This is a genomic window from Bradyrhizobium sp. HKCCYLRH2047, assembly GCF_051168175.1.
In the GTDB taxonomy this organism is placed as follows: domain Bacteria; phylum Pseudomonadota; class Alphaproteobacteria; order Rhizobiales; family Xanthobacteraceae; genus Bradyrhizobium.
In genome coordinates, this window is the sequence record NZ_JBNPUM010000009.1 from 262,399 (window position 1) to 282,961 (window position 20,563).

General features: G+C 65.4%; 14 protein-coding genes. 6 read left to right on the forward strand and 8 right to left on the reverse strand.

All coding sequences use genetic code 11. The annotated features are described in order from the left end of the window. Positions 1-242 precede the first annotated feature (242 nt). The 6 genes from metF to ACQR1D_RS22620 all read left to right on the forward strand — a co-directional run bounded on the left by metF (position 243) and on the right by ACQR1D_RS22620 (position 10,404). On the forward strand, positions 243-1,160 hold the full coding sequence (gene metF, locus ACQR1D_RS22595; RefSeq protein WP_315805757.1) for a methylenetetrahydrofolate reductase [NAD(P)H]: 918 nt from the start codon (positions 243-245) through the stop codon (positions 1,158-1,160). After that, the gene (gene metH / locus ACQR1D_RS22600; protein WP_434894068.1) at positions 1,160-5,029 is read left to right on the forward strand and encodes a methionine synthase; all 3,870 of its coding nucleotides are present in this window, start codon (positions 1,160-1,162) and stop codon (positions 5,027-5,029) included. Before metF ends, metH begins: the two co-directional genes overlap by 1 nt. A 564-nt stretch (positions 5,030-5,593) precedes the next feature. Further along, positions 5,594-6,973 (forward strand): hypothetical protein, encoded by a 1,380-nt coding sequence (locus ACQR1D_RS22605; RefSeq protein WP_434894067.1) that lies wholly within the window; start codon positions 5,594-5,596, stop codon positions 6,971-6,973. Between the two features lie 562 nt (positions 6,974-7,535). After that, positions 7,536-8,669 (forward strand): ABC transporter permease, encoded by a 1,134-nt coding sequence (locus ACQR1D_RS22610; RefSeq protein WP_315805755.1) that lies wholly within the window; start codon positions 7,536-7,538, stop codon positions 8,667-8,669. After that, positions 8,666-9,385, forward strand: a complete 720-nt coding sequence (locus ACQR1D_RS22615; RefSeq protein WP_315805754.1) for an ABC transporter ATP-binding protein — start codon at positions 8,666-8,668, stop codon at positions 9,383-9,385. The genes ACQR1D_RS22610 and ACQR1D_RS22615 overlap by 4 nt, the downstream gene beginning before the upstream one ends. After that, positions 9,382-10,404: an HlyD family secretion protein gene (locus ACQR1D_RS22620; protein WP_316177197.1), complete on the forward strand. Its 1,023-nt coding sequence runs from the start codon at positions 9,382-9,384 to the stop codon at positions 10,402-10,404. The genes ACQR1D_RS22615 and ACQR1D_RS22620 overlap by 4 nt, the downstream gene beginning before the upstream one ends. Before the next feature lie 255 nt (positions 10,405-10,659). On the opposite strand, the gene ACQR1D_RS22625 is transcribed toward ACQR1D_RS22620, so the two are convergent. The 8 genes from ACQR1D_RS22625 to pimA form a co-directional block, all read right to left on the reverse strand. Continuing rightward, positions 10,660-11,292: a glutathione S-transferase family protein gene (locus tag ACQR1D_RS22625; protein WP_315805752.1), complete on the reverse strand. Its 633-nt coding sequence runs from the start codon at positions 11,290-11,292 to the stop codon at positions 10,660-10,662. Between the two features lie 60 nt (positions 11,293-11,352). Next, positions 11,353-11,946, reverse strand: coding sequence for a GNAT family N-acetyltransferase (locus ACQR1D_RS22630; RefSeq protein WP_434894066.1), 594 nt, complete (start codon positions 11,944-11,946; stop codon positions 11,353-11,355). 9 nt (positions 11,947-11,955) lie between these two features. Then, a complete protein-coding gene (glpK, locus tag ACQR1D_RS22635) occupies positions 11,956-13,458 on the reverse strand; it encodes a glycerol kinase GlpK (protein ID WP_316238193.1) in 1,503 nt (500 codons plus the stop codon). Positions 13,459-13,813: 355 nt separating this feature from the next. Next, complete coding sequence (locus ACQR1D_RS22640) at positions 13,814-14,587, reverse strand: SDR family NAD(P)-dependent oxidoreductase (protein ID WP_315805749.1); 774 nt, start codon at positions 14,585-14,587, stop codon at positions 13,814-13,816. A 214-nt stretch (positions 14,588-14,801) separates the two neighbouring features. Continuing rightward, on the reverse strand, positions 14,802-15,944 hold the full coding sequence (gene pimD / locus ACQR1D_RS22645; protein WP_316177193.1) for a pimeloyl-CoA dehydrogenase small subunit: 1,143 nt from the start codon (positions 15,942-15,944) through the stop codon (positions 14,802-14,804). Between the two features lie 145 nt (positions 15,945-16,089). Next, positions 16,090-17,280 (reverse strand): pimeloyl-CoA dehydrogenase large subunit, encoded by a 1,191-nt coding sequence (gene pimC / locus ACQR1D_RS22650; protein WP_316216443.1) that lies wholly within the window; start codon positions 17,278-17,280, stop codon positions 16,090-16,092. Positions 17,281-17,542: 262 nt separating this feature from the next. Then, positions 17,543-18,730, reverse strand: a complete 1,188-nt coding sequence (locus tag ACQR1D_RS22655; protein WP_315805746.1) for an acetyl-CoA C-acyltransferase — start codon at positions 18,728-18,730, stop codon at positions 17,543-17,545. Between the two features lie 19 nt (positions 18,731-18,749). Further along, positions 18,750-20,414, reverse strand: coding sequence for a dicarboxylate--CoA ligase PimA (gene pimA, locus ACQR1D_RS22660; RefSeq protein WP_434838554.1), 1,665 nt, complete (start codon positions 20,412-20,414; stop codon positions 18,750-18,752). Positions 20,415-20,563: the final 149 nt, after the last annotated feature.

The following is a 20,563-nucleotide window of genomic DNA, read 5'->3' on the forward strand; positions in this document are numbered from 1 at the left end:
TCCCACATTCAGAATTGATAAAAACCCCTTCGCCATAATCGATAACCTTTGATATTGTTTACCTTTATCGTCCCACTCTGCATTTCCAATAGCTCCTCAAAAATCCGCTTCTTGCCATATCAGTGGGCCAAATCCCATTTCTGGTGGGCTGTTTATTGCAGCGCCCTTCCCTTATCTTGGCACATCCAGAGGCCGATCCCCTCTTGAGTTGAAATTTACGCCCAGCCGGAACCTGCGTTGCCATGACCGACCTCGCCACCGCCATTGCCGACGGCCACACCGCGATTCCCCGGCCGAAGATCTCGTTCGAGTTCTTCCCGCCGAAGACCGAGGAGATGGACCGGACGCTGTGGGCCTCGATCGAGCGCCTCGCCCCGCTGGAGCCGAGCTTCGTCTCGGTGACCTATGGTGCCGGCGGCTCGACGCGCGAGCGCACCCACGCCACGATCGCGCGCATCCTGAAGGAAACCGCGCTGCTGCCGGCGGCGCATCTCACCTGCGTCGGCGCTTCGCGCCACGAGATCGACGAGGTCGTCGACCGCTATCACGAGGTCGGCGTCCGCCACATTGTGGCGCTGCGCGGCGATCCGCCCGGCGGCATCGGCACGCCCTACTACACCCATGCCGAAGGCTATCAGAGCTCGCCCGAGCTGATCGCCGGCATCAAGAAGCGCCATCCCGATATCGAGGTCTCGGTCTCGGCCTATCCGGAGAAGCACCCCGAGAGCCGCGACTTCGACGCCGACATCGACATGCTCAAGGCCAAGGTTGACGCCGGCGCCACCCGCGCCATCACCCAGGTGTTCTTCGACAACGATCTCTACTTCCGATACCTCGACCGTGTCCGCGCCCGCGGCATCACGATCCCGATCGTGCCCGGCATCATGCCGATGCACAATTTCAAGCAGGCGCGCGGCTTCGTGACCCGCGCCGGCACGACGGTGCCGGACTGGCTGGCCGAAAAATTCGACGGTCTCGACGACGATCCCGAGACCCGCAAGCTGGTCGCGGCGACCGTCGCCGCAGGCCAGGTGCAAAAGCTCGCCAAGCATGGCGTCGACACCTTCCATTTCTACACCATGAACCGCGCCGACCTCGTGTTCGCGATCAGCCATCTGCTCGGCATCCGTCCGAAGTCCGCCAACAAGGCTGCCGCCTGATGTCCGCCCCTGTATCTCCAGCGCGTACCGCCTTCCTTGCCGCTGCCCGCGAGCGCATCCTGATTCTCGACGGCGCCATGGGCACGATGATCCAGGCGCTGCAGCTCGACGAGGCCGCCTTCCGCAGCGAGCGGTTCCGCGACTTCCATCGCGACCTCCGCGGCAACAACGACCTGCTGATCCTCACCCAGCCCGACGCCATCGAGGACATCCACGCGCAATATCTGCGCGCCGGGGCCGATATCGTCGCCACCAATACGTTCTCGGCGACCTCGATCGCGCAGGCCGATTACGACCTCTCCGACATCATCTACGAGCTCAACCGCGAGGGCGCCCGGCTCGCCCGCAATGCCGCGACCCGCGTCGCCGCCGAGGACGGCAAACAGCGCTTCGTCGCCGGCGCGATGGGTCCGACCAACCGCACCGCCTCGATCTCGCCTGACGTGTCGAACCCCGGCTACCGCGCCGTGACCTTCGACGATCTCAGGCTCGCCTATGGCGAGCAGGCGCGCGGGCTCTTGGATGGCGGCGCCGACATCCTGCTGCTCGAGACCATTTTCGACACGCTCAACGCCAAGGCGGCGCTGTACGCCATCGCCGAGCTCTGCGAGGAGCGCGGCATCGACGTGCCCGTGATGATCTCGGGCACCATCACCGACAAGTCCGGCCGCCTGCTCTCGGGCCAGATGCCGGAGGCGTTCTGGAATTCGGTCCGTCATGCCAAGCCGCTGACCATCGGCTTCAACTGTGCGCTCGGCGCCGAGGATCTGCGCGCGCATGTCGCCGACATCGGCCGCGTCGCCGACACGCTGGTCTGCGCCTATCCCAATGCCGGCCTGCCCAACGAGTTCGGCCAGTACGACGAGACGCCGGCCTACATGGCGCGACTGATCGGCGAGTTCGCGTCGGCCGGCCTCGTCAACATCGTCGGCGGCTGCTGCGGCACCACCCCCGACCATATCGCCGCGATCGCCGCCGCCGTTGCCCCGCACAAGCCGCGCGCCGTGCCCGAGATCGCGCCGCGGCTGCGGCTGTCGGGCCTGGAGCCGTTCGAGCTGACGCCCGCCATTCCCTTCGTCAATGTCGGCGAGCGCACCAACGTCACCGGCTCGGCCAAATTCCGCAAGCTGATCACCGCGGGCGACTACACCGCCGCGTTGCAGGTCGCGCGCGACCAGGTCGAGAACGGCGCCCAGGTCATCGACGTCAACATGGACGAGGGTCTGCTGGATTCGGAAGCCGCAATGCGGACCTTCCTCAACCTCGTTGCCGCCGAGCCGGACATCGCCCGCGTCCCGGTGATGGTCGACTCCTCGAAATTCCACGTCATCGAGGCCGGCCTGAAATGCGTGCAGGGCAAGCCTGTGGTGAACTCGATCTCGCTCAAGGAAGGCGAGGAGAAGTTCATCCACGAGGCCAAGATTGCGCGACGCCACGGCGCGGCCGTCGTCGTGATGGCGTTCGACGAAACGGGTCAGGCCGACACCTACCAGCGCAAGACCGAGATCTGCGCCCGCGCCTACAGGATCCTGGTCGAGACGGTCGGCTTCCCGCCCGAAGACATCATCTTCGATCCCAATATCTTTGCGATCGCCACCGGTCTCGAGGAGCACAACAACTACGGCGTCGACTTCATCGAGGCGACGCGCTGGATCCGCCAGAACCTGCCGCATGCTCATATTTCCGGCGGCGTCTCCAACCTGTCGTTCTCGTTCCGCGGCAATGAGCCGGTGCGTGAGGCGATGCACTCGGTGTTCCTGTATCACGCCATCAAGGCGGGCATGGACATGGGCATCGTCAATGCCGGGCAGATGATCGTCTATGACGACATCGATCCCGAGCTGCGCCAGGTGTGCGAGGACGTGGTTCTGAACCGCGATCCCGGCGCGTCCGAGCGGCTGCTGGCGCTGGCGGAGAAATTCCGTGGCCAGGGCAAGCAGACCAAGGAGGCCGATCTCGCCTGGCGCGAATGGCCGGTCGGCAAGCGGCTTTCGCACGCGCTGGTGCACGGCATCACCGAGTTCATCGATGTGGATACCGAAGAGGCGCGCGCCGCATCGACGCGGCCGCTCGACGTCATCGAAGGCCCTCTGATGGCCGGCATGAACGTGGTCGGCGACCTCTTTGGTGACGGCAAGATGTTCCTGCCGCAGGTGGTGAAGTCGGCGCGCGTGATGAAGCAGGCGGTGGCCTATCTGATGCCGTTCATGGAGGCGGAGAAGGCCGCCAACAAGGGCCGCGGCAATGAGCGCTCCAACGCCGGCAAGATCGTGCTCGCCACCGTCAAGGGCGACGTGCACGACATCGGCAAGAACATCGTCGGCATCGTGCTCCAGTGCAACAATTTCGAGGTCATCGACCTCGGCGTCATGGTGCCCGCCGCCAGGATCATCGAGACGGCGAAGGCCGAGAACGCCGACATCATCGGCCTGTCCGGCCTGATCACGCCCTCGCTCGACGAGATGGCGTATCTCGCCTCGGAGATGGAGCGCCAGGGCCTGAATGTGCCGCTGCTGATCGGCGGCGCCACCACGAGCCGCGTCCATACGGCGGTCAAGATCGATCCGAACTACCAGAATGGCCCGGTCGTTCACGTCAACGACGCCAGCCGCGCCGTCGGCGTCGCCTCCTCACTGCTGTCGCCGGAGCGCAAGGATGCCTACGCCACGGAGGTTCGCAGCGAGTATCAGAAGATCGCCGCGGCGCATCTGCGCGGCCAGGCCGACAAGAAGCGGCTGAAGCTCGCGGACGCCCGCGCCAACGCGCCGAAGATCGACTTCGCCAAGGCGAAGCCGGTGAAGCCGACCTTCCTCGGCACCAAGACGTTCGTCGACTATGACCTCGCCGAGCTCGTGCCCTATATCGACTGGACTCCGTTCTTCCAGACCTGGGAGCTCGCCGGTCGTTTTCCTGGCATCCTCGACGATGCCAAGGTCGGCGAGGCCGCGCGGGCGCTGTATGACGACGCGCTGAAGATGCTCGAGCGCATCGTCGACGAGAAGTGGTTCACGGCGCGCGCCGTGATCGGCTTCTGGCCGGCGAACGCCGTCGGCGACGACATCGTGCTCTATGCCGACGACGGCCGCACCCAGGAGATCGCGACGCTGCACACGCTGCGGCAGCAACTCGAGAAGCGCGAGGGCCGCTTCAACACCGCGTTGTCCGATTTCGTCGCGCCTGTGGATGCCGGCGTGCCGGACTATGTCGGCGGCTTCGTCGTCACGACGGGCCTCGGCGAGGACGCCGTCGCCGACCGCTTCAAGAACGCCAATGACGACTACTCCTCGATCCTGGTCAAGGCACTGGCCGACCGCCTCGCCGAAGCCTTTGCCGAACGCCTGCATGCCCGCGTCCGCCGCGAGTTCTGGGCCTACGCCCCGGACGAGGCGCTCTCCGCCGATGACCTGATCCTGGAGAAGTATCAGGGCATCCGCCCGGCCCCCGGCTATCCGGCGCAGCCCGACCACACCGAGAAGGCGACCTTGTTCGAGCTGCTCGATGCCGAGAAGAATGCCGGCGTCCGCTTGACCGAGAGCTTTGCGATGTGGCCGGGCTCGTCGGTCTCGGGCCTCTATTTCGCCTCGCCGGAGAGCTTCTATTTCGGCGTCGGCAAGATCGAGCGCGACCAGGTCGAGGACTACGCCGCGCGCAAGGGCATGACGGTGACCGAGGTCGAGCGCTGGCTGGCGCCGATCCTGAACTACATCCCGGCGAGGGGCGGCCAGCAAGCTGAGGTGCCGCGCGCGGCCGCATCACTCGCTCCCGCCGCAGCCAACGATGCGGCCCCGGCCGAGCTCGCCAGCCATCCGGCGGGCTGCACCTGCGCCGTACATCTCGCCTGGCGCAAGAAGGCCGTCGGCGCGAAGTAACCTGGCTTCATCGTCGGGCAAACAAAGGTAGGCGAAGTTCACGGCTTCAAACAACCCGGCAGACACGCCCCGACATTCTCGATGAACGCCAAGCGCCCGAGTGACCCGGCAGGTCCGCCCTCGAATTTGCAGGTGATTCTCAGGACCTGAGCGGTCCGTCAGCCGGCTCCGCTTCCTTCACTATCGCTCTCGGCAAGTGAATCGCCCGCGCTCTTAAACCGGAAGGTCGGATCTCCAGCACCAAAGTCCTTAAGCGCACCCACGCATTTCCCGACAAAGGCCCGCCAGCGCTGGCGCAAAGCTCGTACGCGGCGATAGCGGTTTCCGACCAACACGCCGACGTCATCAAGGCAACTAAACTTTGCGGAAGAAAAGTCCTTGACTTTCTCAGGATGCCCGCTCAAGTTGAGAGAGTTCCCGGATGGGAGCTGGAAATGAACCGAGAGCGGTTCTGGTAAGATCTTCTGCCGGATGGCAGCTGAAATCTAGACGTAAGCGGATGCTGCGTGGATTTCTGCCTTTAGGGATCAGGCCAGAGCAGTTCTCCTACCTCGGAGAACCAATGTGAATCCCGATAATCTTATTCTGCGATACGAGCAAGTCCACGAGCAGGTCGAGGGACCGGTCCGGCGAATCGTTGGATTTGTGAAGGCGAAGAATATGCTCGCCTTGTTTGATGCTGCCGATCTGGAAGCGAATCCGCGATCCGCCAAGGCAGGTCCCGTCACCGAAGCCATCATCGAAAGCATAGTTGAAACGCCAGAAACATTTCCTTTTAAGACAAAGGGAGTGCTTGTCGGAGCCTCGGACTATGACGCCCTAGACCGCCGCCGGTACGGGCTGCGGTTCGAGAACACGCATATCGAGGGTATTCTCGACGGCGGACACAACATGCTCGCTATTGGCACCCACATCCTTTCTATCGCAACAAACGACATAAGAATTGCACGGAAGCTGAAACGATGGCCTGATTTCAAGCAAGCCTGGGAGGAAAACCGCGCGGCCGTGGCGGCCCTGCGCAAGATCTCCGCGGCCGATGATGGCGAAATCGGCCCTCTGGACTTCCTGGTTCCAATCGAAATTCTCGTTCCATCAGATGTTGAAGATCCTGACATCGTACAGCATTTCAACAGCTCGTTGCTCGACATCTGCGCCGCCCGCAACAACAACGTAGAGCTGCGGCTTGAAACCAAAGCCAACCAGAAAGGCTACTACGAAGCACTTAGCCAAGCCCTGCCCACCGACATCGTTCCCCGTGTGGAATGGAAAACAAACGACGGCGGCGAAATCAAAGTACGAGATCTGATAGCTCTCGCGTGGATTCCGCTTTCTATGCTGGATCTGCCGCCAGACGAAGACGGAAGACCAATTGAAGCTCCAATTCCTCAGAACATCTACAGGAATAAAGGGGAATGCGTGAAGCTCTTCGATCGGCTGATGGGAAATCCCCAGGTATCCCGAAAAACGGACGGAGAGTACACGCATGAACTTCATAGCGAGGCTGTTAAGAGCGCGCTTCAACTTGCGGGACAGCTCCCAGAGCTTTACGACCGCATTTACCGAGATTTTCCATATTGGTACAACGACGGCGAGGGAAAATTCGGTCGCATAAAGATTGTCAAGATGGCAAAAGATATGCGGTCCAAGCCTTTGACTCACTTCACAAGTCAAGAGGTGGAATACAATTATCCGGACGGCCTAATCATGCCATTAGTTTATGGTTTGAAGGCCCTCATGAAGAAAAGCCGTAACGGCCGCATTGAGTGGAAGGTCGATCCGAACGCGTTTCTGGAAGATCACGGTAGTGCAATCGTCAAAAAATACCGAGTGATCCTCGACGCGTTCAATTTTGATCCACAGAAGATCGGCAAGAACGAGGGTTCATATAACTTGGTTCTTGATGCATTCGATACCGAGCTTCTTAGGCTCAAAAGTGCATCTTAGGTGCCAAGATGGCAATGTATCGTGCTTTGCCAAGCGGCATCACACTCTCGGATCGAGACGCGGCTATCGTCAAGGGCATGATAGCGCGAGGTGATCGTCAACACGACATAGCGGCTTGGTTCGGTGTTAATGGCGGCAGAGTTGGCGAGATTGCATCGGGACGAAAGTTCTCCGAGGTCCTTCCTGCTCCGCAAGAATATCTACCACCGGCAGGCCCTTATCCTTCAGGTCGCGATACTGCTGTGCTGTTCTCTGTGCTAGCGGCAATGCGGGGACTGGTTGATGAGATGGAGAGTTTCGTAAAACACCGAAACTATTGATTACTGTGATCTTGTGGGAGCAGCTCCAACGATCGTTGGGGCTCCTCCCATGACTGCTCATCGCCTGTTACGGGCTACGTCGGCGAGCCTCGATGGCGATCGGGCCACCCCGCCTCCCGTGTCCCCCGCGCCACGACCACGCCGAATGACAAAGCGCCACAGCTGACGGTCCCCGATCCAGCGTGGACATCGCCGCCGTAACCGGCTGAAATAGGCCCGGGGCCTTCGGGTGGTTTTGGTTCATGTCGTTGCAGTTCAGGCTTGCGTCGCGAAACCTGTTCCATGACAGGCTGCGCTTCATCGCGACCATCATCGGCATCATCTTCTCGATCGTGCTGGTGACCGTGCAGATGGGTCTCTATGTCGGCTTCCGCCGGATGGTCACGACCATGATCGACCACTCCCCGGCCGAGCTGTGGATCATGCCAGTCGGCACCAAATGCTTCGAGGACCCCTCGCTGCTCGACGAGCGGCAGCGGTTTCGCGCGCTTGCGGTTCCCGGCGTGGCGGAGGCGACGCCGCTGGTGATCGGCTATGCGCAATGGCGGCTGCCGCAGGGCACGACGACGCCGGTCTTCGTGGTCGGCTCGGAGCTGCGCGGACTCGGGCTGCATCCCTGGAACGTGGTGGAGGGACGGCTGGACGACCTGTCGGTGCCGGGCGCGGTCGCGATCGACCGGACCTATTTCGAGCGGCTCGGCATCACCGGCGTCGAGCAGGCCGCGGAGCTGCGCGATCGCAAGGTGCAGGTGATGGCGGTGACCAAGGGCATCCGCTCGTTCACGACGACGCCTTACGTTTTTACCGATGTGGAGCGCGCGCGGACCTATACCGGCATCGCGCCGAACAAGGCGTCCTATCTGCTGGTGAAGCTGACGCCCGATGCCGATCTCGGCACGGTGCAGCAGGCGTTGCGCGACAACCTCGGCAATGTCGATGTGCTCACCGCAGCCGAGTTCCGCAACCGCAGCCGCTCGTTCTGGCTGTTCGGCACCGGCGCCGGCGCGGCGCTGTTCGCCGGCGCGCTGCTCGGACTGATCGTCGGCACCGTGATCGTGGCGCAGACGCTCTATTCCAGCACAAAGGATCATATCAACGAGTTCGCGACGCTGCGCGCGATCGGCTCGACCAGCCGCTACATCTACACCGTCATCATCTGGCAGGCGCTGCTCAGCGCCATCGTCGGCTTCGCCGGTGCCGCCGGCATCGGCAAGATCGTGGCGGCGGCGACGGCGGAATCGGCGCTGCCGGTCATCATGACGCCGGCGCTGACGGTCGCGTTGTTCGTGCTGACGGTGACGATGTGCATCGGCTCGGCGATCGCGGCGATCCTCAAGGTCATGCGCATCGATCCGACGCTGGTGTTCTCGCGATGACCGAGACCGTGCTCGAGGCCACCGATCTCGTGCATCACCTCGGCCAGGGGGCCGGCCGGGTGCAGGCGCTGAAGGGCGTGAGCCTGTCGCTGAAGGGCGGCGAGCTGGCGCTGCTGATGGGTCCCTCGGGCAGCGGCAAGACGACGCTGCTGTCGATCCTGGGCTGCCTGATGACGCCGGATGGCGGAACCGTGCGGGTTGCCAGCCAGCCGGTCGCGGGGCTCGATCCCGAGGCGCTGGCGAAGCTGCGCCGCGAGCGCATCGGCTTCATCTTCCAATCCTATCATCTGTTTCCGACGCTGAACGCCGAGGACAACGTCCGGCTCGCGCTCGACGTGCGCGGCGAGCGCGCGCGGGCGGCGAAGAAGGCGGCGCGCGAGGTGCTCGACAGGGTCGGCCTCGGCCCGAAGAAGCGGTCGTTCCCGCGCCAGCTCTCGGGCGGCGAGCAGCAGCGCGTCGCGATCGCCCGCGCCATCGTCGGCAAGACGCAGGTCATTCTCGCCGACGAGCCGACCGGCGCACTCGATACCGCCAACGGCCAGGCGATCATGACCCTGCTCGCCGATATCGCCAGGGATCCGTCGCGCGCGGTGCTGGTGGTGACGCACGATCCGCGCATTCTGCCGTTTGCCAATCGCGTCATCCACATCGAGGACGGCCGCATCGTCCGCGAGGAGAGCGGCGGCGAGTCCATGAAGAAAGTCTCGCACGCATGATATCGGGAATTCCAGAACGCGCTCACCTGCTCGGGCTCGTCGCCGCGGCTGCATTGGCGATCATCGTCACGCCGACCTCGATTCCACCGACAGCGCGCGCCGCCAATGCCCAGGAGGAACGCTGGCTGGCCGTCGCACCCGGCCGGGTCGAGCCGGCATCCGGCCTGATCAAGCTTGGCGCGCCGGTGGTCGGGCCGATCCAGGAGGTGCTGGTCAAGCCGAACGAGACCGTGTTCGCCGGCCAGGCGCTGGTGCGGCTCGGCGACGCCGAAGCCCGCGCGCAGCTCGCCAGCGCCGAGGCGCAGGCCGCGATGCGCAAGCGCGTGCGCAACAAGGAGTCGACGCCGTCTGGCGCGGGTCCGCGGCGCCGCGCCGAAGACGGCCTCGCCGATGCGCAGGCGGCGGTGTTCGACGCGCGTGCTGCGCTCGACAAGGCCGTGGCCGAGCGGCGCGCCGGGCGCGGCGCCGATGCCGATGTCGACACCGCACGCACGCAACTGACAGCCGCGCAGGCGAAGCTGGAGCAGCAGGCCGACGAGCTGCGCAAGGTCACCGCGGATGCGCCGCTGCCGGTCAGCGCCGAGGGCCAGCTCAACGTCGCCCGCAGCGAACTGCAGGGCGCCCGCGCCACGTTGGAAAAGCTCACCATCCGCGCGCCGCTCGACGGCGCGGTGCTGCAGGTCAATGCGCGCACCGGCGAGATCGCTTCGCCGCAGACAACGCCACCGCTGGTGCTGCTCGGCGATACGTCCTCGCTGCGCGTGCGCGCCGAGCTCGACCAGCGCGACCTCGACAAGATCAAGGTCGGCCAGCAGGCCGTGGTCCGCTCCGACGCCTTCCGCGGCCGCGACGTGGCCGGCAAGGTCGCCGCCATCGCCCCGCTGGTCGAGAGCAGCCGCACGGCTGCGCTCAGCCAGCGCAACATGACCGATGTCGACGTGGTGGAAGTGCTGGTCGATCTCGCCGAGCCGGGTCCGTTCGCGGTGGGCATGAAGGTGGACGTGTATTTCAGGCCGTGAGGGCTGGTGGCTCGACTGCGCTCCGCGCCTGGCTGCACAGCTTCTCCTGGCGGGCTGAGGTGAGAACATCTCTCGCCGCTGGCGCGGTGCACCTCGCCCCGCTTGCGGGGAGAGGTCGGATTGCATCGCCAGATGCAATCCGGGTGAGGGGGTGCAGGTCTTTCCGCTGACACTTCTCGTGCGGCTGCCCCTCTCCCCGTGAGGAACGGGAGAAGGAGCGCACCATCGCCGGGGCGACGGCTCGCTCCAACGAGCTCAATCCCCGCTCGGCGGCGCCAGTGGCTGGACGAAAGCCTGGAATGGCGACAGCGCCTCACAGCGGGCGGCGTGCGTGGCCAGCGCCGGGTAACGCGTCGCGTCGAACAGATGCGGATGCGCCTCGCGGGTGAAGCGCAGGACGCAGGCGACGGCGATGTCCGCGTGGCCGATGCGCTCGCCATACCAATAATCCGTCGTCGCGGCGGCGCGCTCCGCCTCCAGCATCGCCAGCACGCCGGAGATCTGCGTCTCGCAACGCGCGACCCACAGGGCCAGGCGGTCCTTGCGCAGCACGCGCTCATAGATCAGGCTGACGGCCTTGTCGCCGAGACCGGTCGCGAGCGCGATCGTATGCAGCTGCCTGCGGCGCGGCGCGCCGCTGCGCGCCAGCATGGCACGCTCGGGCCCGACGGCCTCATCGAGGTGATCGAGGATCGCCGCCGAATCGATCAGCGCCTCGCCGTCATCGAGCACCAGCACCGGCACCCGGAGCAGCGGATTGTACGGCGCGATCTTGTCGGCATCGCCGAAGGTCGACCACGGCTTGTGCTCGAACGGGATGCCGTAGAGCTCGAGTGCGATCGCGGTGCGGCGGACGAAAGGCGAGTCGTATTGGCCGATCAGGAACATCGGTTATCCTCCTGTGCGGCGCATTGAAGCGCCGTTCGGCGCCGTTGTCAGCTGCCACGTTCAGGCGAGCAGCGGCACATGCGCGGCGACAGAACGCGGCAGGGTACCGTCGAGGCGGGGATCGGGGGCGATCTCGATCTGGCGGCGATAGGGGCGGAAGCCGGAGCGCTGGTAGAAGGCCAGCGCGCGCGGATGATCGAAGCTGCAGGTGTGGACCCAGAGCCGCGTCAGCGGCTGCGCCCAGGCGCGGCGCAGCGCATGGTTCATCAGCAGGCGTCCGGCGCCGGTGCCGATCAGCCTGTCGGTGACGCCGAACAGCACCAGCTCGCAATCGGTCTTGTTGCGGAAGTCGAGCTCCAGCAGGGCTTCGTCACCGCCGTCATGCGCCAAGGTGTAGATCTCGACTCCGTCGGCGCGAACTGTCTTGGCAAGCTCCGCATCGCTCATCCGCGTGCGCTGCGACCACAGCCACTCCCAGCCGACGCGGGCATAGAGGTCGCGGTACCAATCGAGATCGGGCTGCGCGACGCGGCGAATGCTCCAGTTGCCGATCGGATCCGGCGGCAACACCGGCGGCGCCACCATTTCCAGCGAGGTCACCACGGCCGCGACCTTGCCGTGTGGAACGTCGTAGTGGCCGTCGGGGACCGACATGCCGTTCACCTACTCGCCCTCGTCGCTCGCCAGCACGCCCTTCACGGCGCGGGCCCAGCCGGCGAGCTTGCGCTCCCGCGTGGCCGCGCTCATCGCCGGCCGGAAGCGGTGCTCGAGCCGCCAATTGTCGGCGAACTTTTCCGGCTCCGGATAGACGCCGGCGTTGAGGCCGGCGAGATAAGCGGCGCCGAGCGCGGTGGTCTCCTGAATCATCGGACGGTCGACTGGTGCGTCGAGCAGGTCGGCGAGACGCTGCATGGTCCAGTCCGATGCGGTCATGCCGCCGTCGACGCGCAGCACGATCGTGGCTGCGGACGCATCGGGCCAGTCGGCGCGCATCGCGGCCCACAGATCGTAGGTCTGGTAGCACACGCTCTCCAGCGTGGCATGCGCGAGCTCGGCGGGGCCGGTGTTGCGGGTCAGGCCGAACAGCGCGCCGCGCACGCGCGGATTCCAATACGGTGCGCCGAGGCCGACGAAGGCCGGCACCAGATAGACCGATTGCATCGAGTCGGACTTGTCGGCGAGCGGGCCGGTTTCGGCGGCATGCTTGATGATGCCGAGCCCATCGCGCAGCCATTGCACGGCCGAGCCGGCGACGAAGATAGAGCCTTCGAGCGCGTAGGTCCGGACGCCGTCGAGCTGATAGGCGATGGTCGTCAGCAGCTTGTTGTTCGATTTCACCGGCGTGGCACCGGTATTGAGCAGCGCGAAGCAGCCGGTGCCGTAAGTGGACTTCATCATGCCCGGCGTGAAGCAGGCCTGGCCGATGGTCGCCGCCTGCTGGTCGCCGGCGATGCCCGCGACCTTGATCGGACCGCCAAACAGGTCGGGCGTGGTGGTGCCGAACTCAGCCGAGGAATCTTTCACCTCCGGCAGCATCGAGCGCGGCACGCGCAAGAGCTTCAGCAGCGCATCGTCCCACTGCCCGGTGTGAATGTTGAACAGCAGCGTGCGCGAGGCGTTGGTGGCATCGGTGGCGTGCACCTTGCCGCCGGTCAGCCGCCACAGCAGGTAGCAGTCAACGGTGCCGAACATTAGCTCGCCACGCTCGGCGCGCTCGCGCGCGCCCGGCACGTGATCGAGGATCCATGCGACCTTCGTGCCGGAGAAATAGGGATCGATGATCAGGCCGGTCTTCGCGCTGACCTCCGGCTCATGGCCTTCGGCTTTGAGACGCGCGCAGATGTCGGCCGTGCGGCGGTCCTGCCAGACGATGGCGCGGTGGACGGCCTGGCCGGTGGCGCGGTCCCACACCACGGTGGTCTCGCGCTGGTTGGTGATGCCGATCGCGGCGATGTCCTTGGCCGCCAGTCCCGCCTTCTCCAGCGCATCGCGGCAGGTCATCACCGTCGAGGTCCAGATGTCCTCCGGCTCGTGCTCGACCCAGCCCGAGGCCGGAAAATGCTGCGGGAATTCCTGCTGCGCCACCGCGGCGATCGAGATGTCGGAGCGGAACACGATCGCGCGCGAGGACGTGGTGCCCTGATCGATGGCCAGCACGAAGGACATGGGGCTTCTTCCCGGGAGTTGACGACGTTGGGCCGACAAGCAAGCGGATTGGCGGGGGAAGGTCAAGGAGGTTGGGAGCGCGCGACGTCCTTCTGGAAAAAGTGGAGAGTTCGCACCTTACGAGCATCCAACCCCGTGTCCGAACTTGGCTGGGACCACTGCGCTGCGCATGGCTGGGCCCTCTCCCCTTGTGGGAGAGGGCCACACCGCCGACAGCCGCAAGCTCACTCGGGTGAGCGGTTGGCGCCACATGCGCGCTCTGAGTACGCGGAGAGAGACCCCTCACCCGGTTGCGCTTCGCGCAACCACCCTCTCCCACAAGGGGAGAGGGTGCGGCTATCGTGTGGAGAGATTTTTACACCGCCGCCGTCGTGACGCCGCCGTCGACCACGATGGTCTGCCCCGTCATGAAGGTCGAGGCATCCGACGCCAGATACGCCACCGCGCCGGCGATCTCATGCGGCTCGCCGATGCGGCGGAGCGGGGTCGTCGCGCAGCGCTGTTTCAGGCGGGCTTCGTCCTCCCACAGCGCGCGGGCGAAGTCGGTCTTGATCAGGCCCGGCGCGACGCAGTTGATGCGCACGCCTTGCGGGCCCCATTCGCCGGCAAGGCTGCGGCACAGCGCGAAGTCGGCGGCCTTGGAGATGCCGTAGGCGCCGATCACGGTCGAGCCGCGCAGTCCTCCGATCGAGGACACGATGACGACCGAGCCTTTGCCGCGCGCGGCCATCGGCGGGATCGCCTTGGCGCAGAGCCAGAGATTGCTCTTCACGTTGGAGGCCATGATCTTGTCGAAGGCCTCGTCGGTGATGTCAAGCAGCGGACCGTAATACGGGTTGACCGCAGCATTGCAGACGAGGATGTCGACCTGGCCGTATTGGCTGACGGCGCCGTCGATCAGCGCATCGACCTCGGCGCGGCGCGAGATGTTGCAGGGGATGACGCGGGCCTCGCCACCGCTCGCGCGGATGCCGCTTGCCACTTCCTCGCAGGCGTCGGCCTTGCGGCTGGAGATCACGACCTTGGCGCCGAGCTGCGCCAGCAGCTCCGCAGAAGCACGGCCGATGCCACGGCTCGAGCCGGTGATGACGGCGACCTGGCCGGAGAGGTTGAAGGGATTGGGGATCATATTCTGCGTCCTCCGAGTCATTGCGAGGAGCGAAGCGACGAAGCAATCCAGGGCGACGCGTGACGCCCTGGATTGCTTCGCTACGCTCGCAATGACGGCTCAAAACAACCGAGCCGGCGTAGGCTCTCACGCTCGTCATGCGCGGGCTTGACCCGCGCATCCATCATCAAGGAGCGATGGGTTGCCGGGTCAAGCCCGGCAACGACGGACCATCTCAGATCAACCCACCCGCCTCGCTGACGCGGCGCGTGTGGTAGTCGGTGTCACCGAAGGTGCTCTCGATCATGGTCAGGCGCTTGAAGTAGTGGCCGATCTTGGCCTCCATCGTCATGCCGATGCCGCCGTGGAGCTGGATCGCCTGCTGGCCGACGAACTTGGCCGATTTGCCGATCTGCACCTTGGCCGCGGCGATCGAGGTGGCGCGCTCCTTGGCGTCGTCGAAGTCGGCGGCCATGGTGGCGAACATCGACATCGAGCGGGCCTGCTCCAGCGCGACGAACATGTCGGAGGCGCGGTGCTGCAGCGACTGGAACGAGCCGATCGCGACGCCGAACTGCTTGCGCGTCTTGATGTACTCGACCGTGGTCTTGAGCGACTCGTCCATCAGGCCGACGGCTTCCGCACACAGTGCGATGCGGGCCTCGTCGACGACGCGCTCGATCAGCGGCAGAGCGTTGGCAGGATCGCCGATCGCGGCGTCGGCGCCCACTTCCACACCGGTGAAGGTGATGTCCGCCGCGTGCAGGCCGTCCTGGGTCGGATAGCCCTTGCGGGTGACGCCCTTCGCGTCGGCCGGCACGATGAACACGCCGATGCCCGACTTGTCGCGCTGGCCACCGGAGGTGCGCGCGGAGACGATCAGGGTGTCGGCATTCTCGCCGTTGAGCACGACGAACTTCTCGCCGTCGATGACCCAGCCGTCGCCCTTCTTCTTGGCGGAGGTGGCGACATCGAACAGGTCGTAGCGCGACTGCTTCTCGAGCTGCGCGAACGCAAACGTCTTGCTGCCGTCGATGATTCCGGGCAGGTGCGCCGTCTTCTGCGCTGCCGAGCCGCCATGGCGGAGGAAGCCGCCGGCCAGCACGACCGTGGCGAGATACGGCTCCAGCACCAGCGCGCGGCCCATCGCTTCCATCACGATCATGGTCTCGACGCCGCCGGCGCCGAAGCCGCCGTCGTCCTCGGAGAACGGCAGACCGAGCAGGCCCTGCTCGGCGAGCTTGGACCACATCGTCCGGCTCCAGCCGCCCTTCTCCTTCATGTACAGCTTGCGCTTGTCGAAATCATAGGCATCCGCCAGCAGGCCGTCGATGCTGTCCTTGAGGAGACGCTGCTCCTCGGTGAGATCAAAATCCATTGGTTGACTCTCCAGTATCCCCATTCTCCGTCATGCCCGCGCTTGTCGCGGGCATCCACGTCGTGCCCGGGCAGGGCTGCGCGTGGATGGCCGGGTCAAGCCCGGCCATGACGGCGTGCGTTGTCGAGGCGCTGCGGCTCACAGGTCAGAGCCCCAGCACCGCCTTGGCGATGATGTTGCGCTGGATCTCGTTGGAGCCGCCGTAGATCGAGACCTTGCGGTTGTTGAAGTAGCTCGGCGCGATCTGGGCGGTCCAATCCATGGTCTCGTTGCTGTCGTCGTCGCCATGGATGTCGTAGGGCGCGGCGAACGGGCCGATCACCTCCATCAGCAGCTCGGTGGTGGTCTGCTGGATCTCCGAGCCCTTGATCTTCAGCACCGAAGACGCCGGATTGGGCTTGCCCTTGCCGTGCTTGCCCTCGTCGGCGACGACGCGCAGCTGGGTCAGCTCGAGCGCCTTGAGCTCGACCTCGCATGCGGTGAGCTTCTCGCGGAACGACGGGTCTTCCAGCACCGGACGGCCACCGGACTCGATCTTGGCGGCGAGCTCCTTGATGCGGCGGATGCGCTCCTTGGAGACGCCGACACGGGCGATGCCGGTGCGCTCATTGCCGAGCAGGAATTTTGCGTAGTCCCAGCCCTTGTTCTCCTCGCCGATCAGGTTCTCGATGGGCACCTCGACGTCGTCGAAAAACACCTCGTTGACCTCGTGGCCGCCATCGATGGTCTGGATCGGACGCACGGTGACGCCCTTCGACTTCATGCTGAAGACGATGAAGGAGATGCCCATCTGCTTCTTCGCGGAGGGATCGGTGCGGCACAGGCAGAAGATCATGTCGGCGTGTTGGGCCAGCGTGGTCCAGGTCTTCTGGCCGTTGATGATCCACTTGTCGCCGCGGCGCTCGGCCTTGGTCTTCAGCGAGGCCAGGTCGGAGCCGGAGCCCGGCTCCGAGAAGCCCTGGCACCACCAGTCGTCGACATTGGCGATGCGCGGCAGATACTGCTTCTTCTGCGCCTCGTTGCCGAAGGTGTAGATCACCGGGCCGACCATGCTGACGCCGAAGGCGAGCGGCTGCGGCGCCGGATAGGCCTGCAGCTCCTCGTTGAAGATGTAGTGCTGCACCGAGGTCCAGCCGGTGCCGCCATATTCCGTCGGCCAGTGCGAGACGCCCCAACCCTTCTTGTTGAGGATGCGCCACCAGGTCACCATCTCGTCCTTCGACAGATGGCGGCCCTCGATCATCTTCCGCCGTGTCTCCGGCGGCACGTTGTCCTTGAAGAACTGCCGGACTTCCTCGCGGAACGCCTGCTCTTCCTTCGTGAATGCAAGATCCATTGGATCGCTCCCTTAGGTACTCGAATGGTTCGTTTCGCTCCGCTGTCGTCCCTGCCTAGTGCGCAATTGCGCACGCGGCGCAAGCGACCCATAACCACCGGCTAACGTTGGAGGTACAGGCGACTGCCATTGTGCCCCAAGCAACATCACGCGGTATGGGTCCCGGGTCTGCGCCCGCGAGCGCTGTTGCGCGCGCGGGCTTGCCCGGGACGACAGCTGTTTGAAATCCCGCGCGACGCTCGCCCGGGATGACGGCTGTTGTTTACTGCAGCACCTCGAACAGGCCGGCGGCGCCCATGCCGCCGCCGACGCACATGGTGACGACGGCGTACTTGGCCTTGCGGCGGCGGCCTTCGATCAGGGCGTGGCCGGTGAGCCGCGCGCCCGACATGCCGTAGGGATGGCCGACCGCGATGGCGCCGCCATTGACGTTGATCTTGTCGGGGTCGATGCCGAGCTTGTCGCGGCAGTACAGCACCTGCACGGCGAACGCCTCGTTGAGCTCCCAGAGGCCGATGTCGTCGACGGTGAGGCCGTGGCGCTTCAACAGGCGCGGCACCGCGAACACCGGGCCGATGCCCATCTCGTCGGGCTCGCAGCCATGCGCGACGAAGCCGCGGAAGATGCCGAGCGGCTGCAGGCCGCGCTTCGCCGCAGTGGCGTCGCTCATGATGACGCAGGCCGAGGCGCCGTCGGAGAGCTGGCTGGCATTACCCGCGGTGATCGAGAAGCCGTCGCCGCGCACGGCCTTGAGGCCGGCAAGACCTTCGGCGGTCGTCTCGGGACGCGGCCCCTCGTCCTGCGACAAGGTGACGTCCTTGAACGAGACATTGCCGGTGGCCTTGTCGGTGACCGCCATCTTGGTGGTGATCGGCGCCAGCTCGTCGTTGAACTTGCCGCCCTGCTGCGCGGCCGCGGTGCGGCGCTGGCTCTCCAGCGCATATTCGTCCTGCCGTTCGCGGGAGATGCCGTAGCGCTTGGCGACGATCTCGGCGGTGTCGATCATCGGCATGTAGACGTCGCCCTTGATCTCGAGCAGCGCCGGATCGGTGGCCTGGAAGCTGTTCATCTTGTCGTTCTGGACCAGCGAGATCGATTCGCCGCCGCCGCCGACTGCGATCTCGACACCGTCGAAGATCACCGAGCGCGCCGCGAGCGCGATGGCCTGCAGGCCGGAGGCGCATTGGCGGTCGATCGTGGTGCCGCCGACCGACACCGGCAGGCCGGCACGCAGCAGCGCCTTTCGCGCGATGTTGCCGCCGGTCGAGCCCTGCTGCAGGGCGGCGCCCATCACGACATCCTCGACTTCGGCGGGATCGACTTTGGCGCGCTTGACCGCCTCGCCGATGGCGTGGCCGAGCAGCGTCGCGCCGCCGGTGGCGTTGAGCGCGCCGCGATAGGCCTTGCCGATCGGCGTGCGGGCGGTGGAAACGATGACGGCATCGGTCATGGGCGACCTCCTGTTGTTGTTACGGATGTTTGGTGTGAGACGCGGGTGATTGCTGCTGGCGCAATTCGTGACGCGACAGCTTGCCGACCGGAGTGCGCGGCAGCTCGTCGACGAACTCGACGGCCGCCGGCAGCTCGTGCTTGCCGAGCTTGCCGGTGAGGAAGGCGCGGAGATCCTCGACCGGGAACGGCGCAAAGCCGTCGCGCAGCTTGATGAAGGCCTTGGCCGCCTCGCCGCGATAGGCGTCGGGAATACCGATCACGATGACCTCCTGCACCGCCGGATGGGTGTAGATCGCCTGCTCGATCATCTGCGGATAGACGTTGAAGCCGCCGGAAATGATCATGTCCTTCTTGCGGTCGACCAGGAAGTAGAAGCCGTCGGCGTCGACATAGCCGATGTCGCCGGTCAGGAAATGATCGCCGACGAACGACTGCGCCGTTTCCTCCGGCCGGTTCCAATAGCCCTTGGTGACGTTCGGCCCCTTGATCCGGATCTCGCCGACCTCGTTCACGCCGAGCACCTTTGCGGGATCCTCGAGCGACACGACGTCCATCTCGATGCCGGGCAGCGTGATCCCGATCGAGCCGGGCTTGTCCGGGCCACCCTTGGGATGGGCGGTGCCGGGCGAGCAGGTCTCGGTCATGCCCCAGCCGCTCTTCAGCTTCATGCCGACGCGTCGCTCCAGGATGCGCGCGACCTCGACCGGCAGCGGCGCGCCGCCGGAGCCGACGCTGGTCAGCGACGACAGGTCACGCTTGTCGAGATCGGGCAGGTTGGCGATCGCGATCCACATCGTCGGCACGCCGGGAAAATAGGTCGCGCGCTTGACCTCGATGTCGCGCATCACGGCGTCGAGATCGAAGCGCTGGTGCAGCGAGATCAGGCTGCCGAGGCGCAGCGAGGTCAGCAGCACCACCGTCAGTGCATAGATGTGGAACAGCGGCAAGACGCAGATCACGCGGTCGGAGCCGTTACCGTTTGCACGCGTCGCGCGGCCCCAGACTTCGGCGATCGACACCGCGGAGGTGAGATTGCCATGGGTCAGCATCGCACCCTTGGGCAGGCCGGTGGTGCCGCCGGTATATTGCAGCAGGGCGATGTCGTCTGGCGAGATCGAAGGCCACGCCATAGGCGCAACGGCGCCTTCGACGAAGGCGCGGTGCGTGATCACCGCGGGATTGTCCGGCAGCGCCGTCTGCGGCGTGCCGACTTTGCCCCAATCATCATCCTCGCAGACGATCAGGCGATCGATCAGTCCCTTGGCGAGGAACTTCAACGCGGTCGGCAGCAGCGCTGATAGGTTCGACGTGACGAGAATGCGCGCGCCGGAATCGCTGAGCTTGTGCGACAAGGCGATCTCGCCATCGAGCGGCGACAGGTGCACCACGCGGGCGCCGGCCTTGAGCGCGCCGAAGAAGTTGATCGGATGATCCGGCGTATTGCCGAGGAACAGCGCGATCGACGCGCCCTTGCCGAAGCCGGCGCGCAGGAACGCCGCGGCGGCCTGGTCGACGAGCGCCGCGAGTTGCTTGAAAGTGATGGGGCGGTCGCGGAATTCCAGCGCGTCGCCATCGCCGAAGTCACTGACCGCCTTTGCCAGCAGATCCGGCAAGGTGCCACGCGCGATCGGCGCGTCCCAGCGGACGCCTTCGGGATAGAACTGTTCGCCAGGATGGGTCATGCGAGCTCAATGTCCGTTGGCGTAAGACGGCCCCGCTGTCTCCGTTCCCTCCCCCCTTGTGGGGGAGGGTCAGGGAGGGGGGTGGCCCCGGGCGAGACTGCCCGTGTGGACCCCCAACCCCTCCCCGCAAGGGGGAGGGGAGCGCAGCC

Excerpts from the sequence above, each read along its gene's own strand:
- ACQR1D_RS22630 (WP_434894066.1), bottom strand. The coding sequence starts at position 11,946 with ATGTCGGTCCCCGACGGCCACTACGACGTTCCACACGGCAAGGTCGCG.
- ACQR1D_RS22625 (WP_315805752.1), bottom strand. The coding sequence starts at position 11,292 with ATGTTCCTGATCGGCCAATACGACTCGCCTTTCGTCCGCCGCACCGCG.
- ACQR1D_RS22640 (WP_315805749.1), bottom strand. The coding sequence starts at position 14,587 with ATGATCCCCAATCCCTTCAACCTCTCCGGCCAGGTCGCCGTCATCACC.
- ACQR1D_RS22620 (WP_316177197.1), top strand. The coding sequence starts at position 9,382 with ATGATATCGGGAATTCCAGAACGCGCTCACCTGCTCGGGCTCGTCGCC.
- pimD (WP_316177193.1), bottom strand. The coding sequence starts at position 15,944 with ATGGATTTTGATCTCACCGAGGAGCAGCGTCTCCTCAAGGACAGCATC.
- ACQR1D_RS22655 (WP_315805746.1), bottom strand. The coding sequence starts at position 18,730 with ATGACCGATGCCGTCATCGTTTCCACCGCCCGCACGCCGATCGGCAAG.
- ACQR1D_RS22615 (WP_315805754.1), top strand. The coding sequence starts at position 8,666 with ATGACCGAGACCGTGCTCGAGGCCACCGATCTCGTGCATCACCTCGGC.
- pimC (WP_316216443.1), bottom strand. The coding sequence starts at position 17,280 with ATGGATCTTGCATTCACGAAGGAAGAGCAGGCGTTCCGCGAGGAAGTC.
- metH (WP_434894068.1), top strand. The coding sequence starts at position 1,160 with ATGTCCGCCCCTGTATCTCCAGCGCGTACCGCCTTCCTTGCCGCTGCC.
- glpK (WP_316238193.1), bottom strand. The coding sequence starts at position 13,458 with ATGTCCTTCGTGCTGGCCATCGATCAGGGCACCACGTCCTCGCGCGCG.
- pimA (WP_434838554.1), bottom strand. The coding sequence starts at position 20,414 with ATGACCCATCCTGGCGAACAGTTCTATCCCGAAGGCGTCCGCTGGGAC.
- metF (WP_315805757.1), top strand. The coding sequence starts at position 243 with ATGACCGACCTCGCCACCGCCATTGCCGACGGCCACACCGCGATTCCC.
- ACQR1D_RS22610 (WP_315805755.1), top strand. The coding sequence starts at position 7,536 with ATGTCGTTGCAGTTCAGGCTTGCGTCGCGAAACCTGTTCCATGACAGG.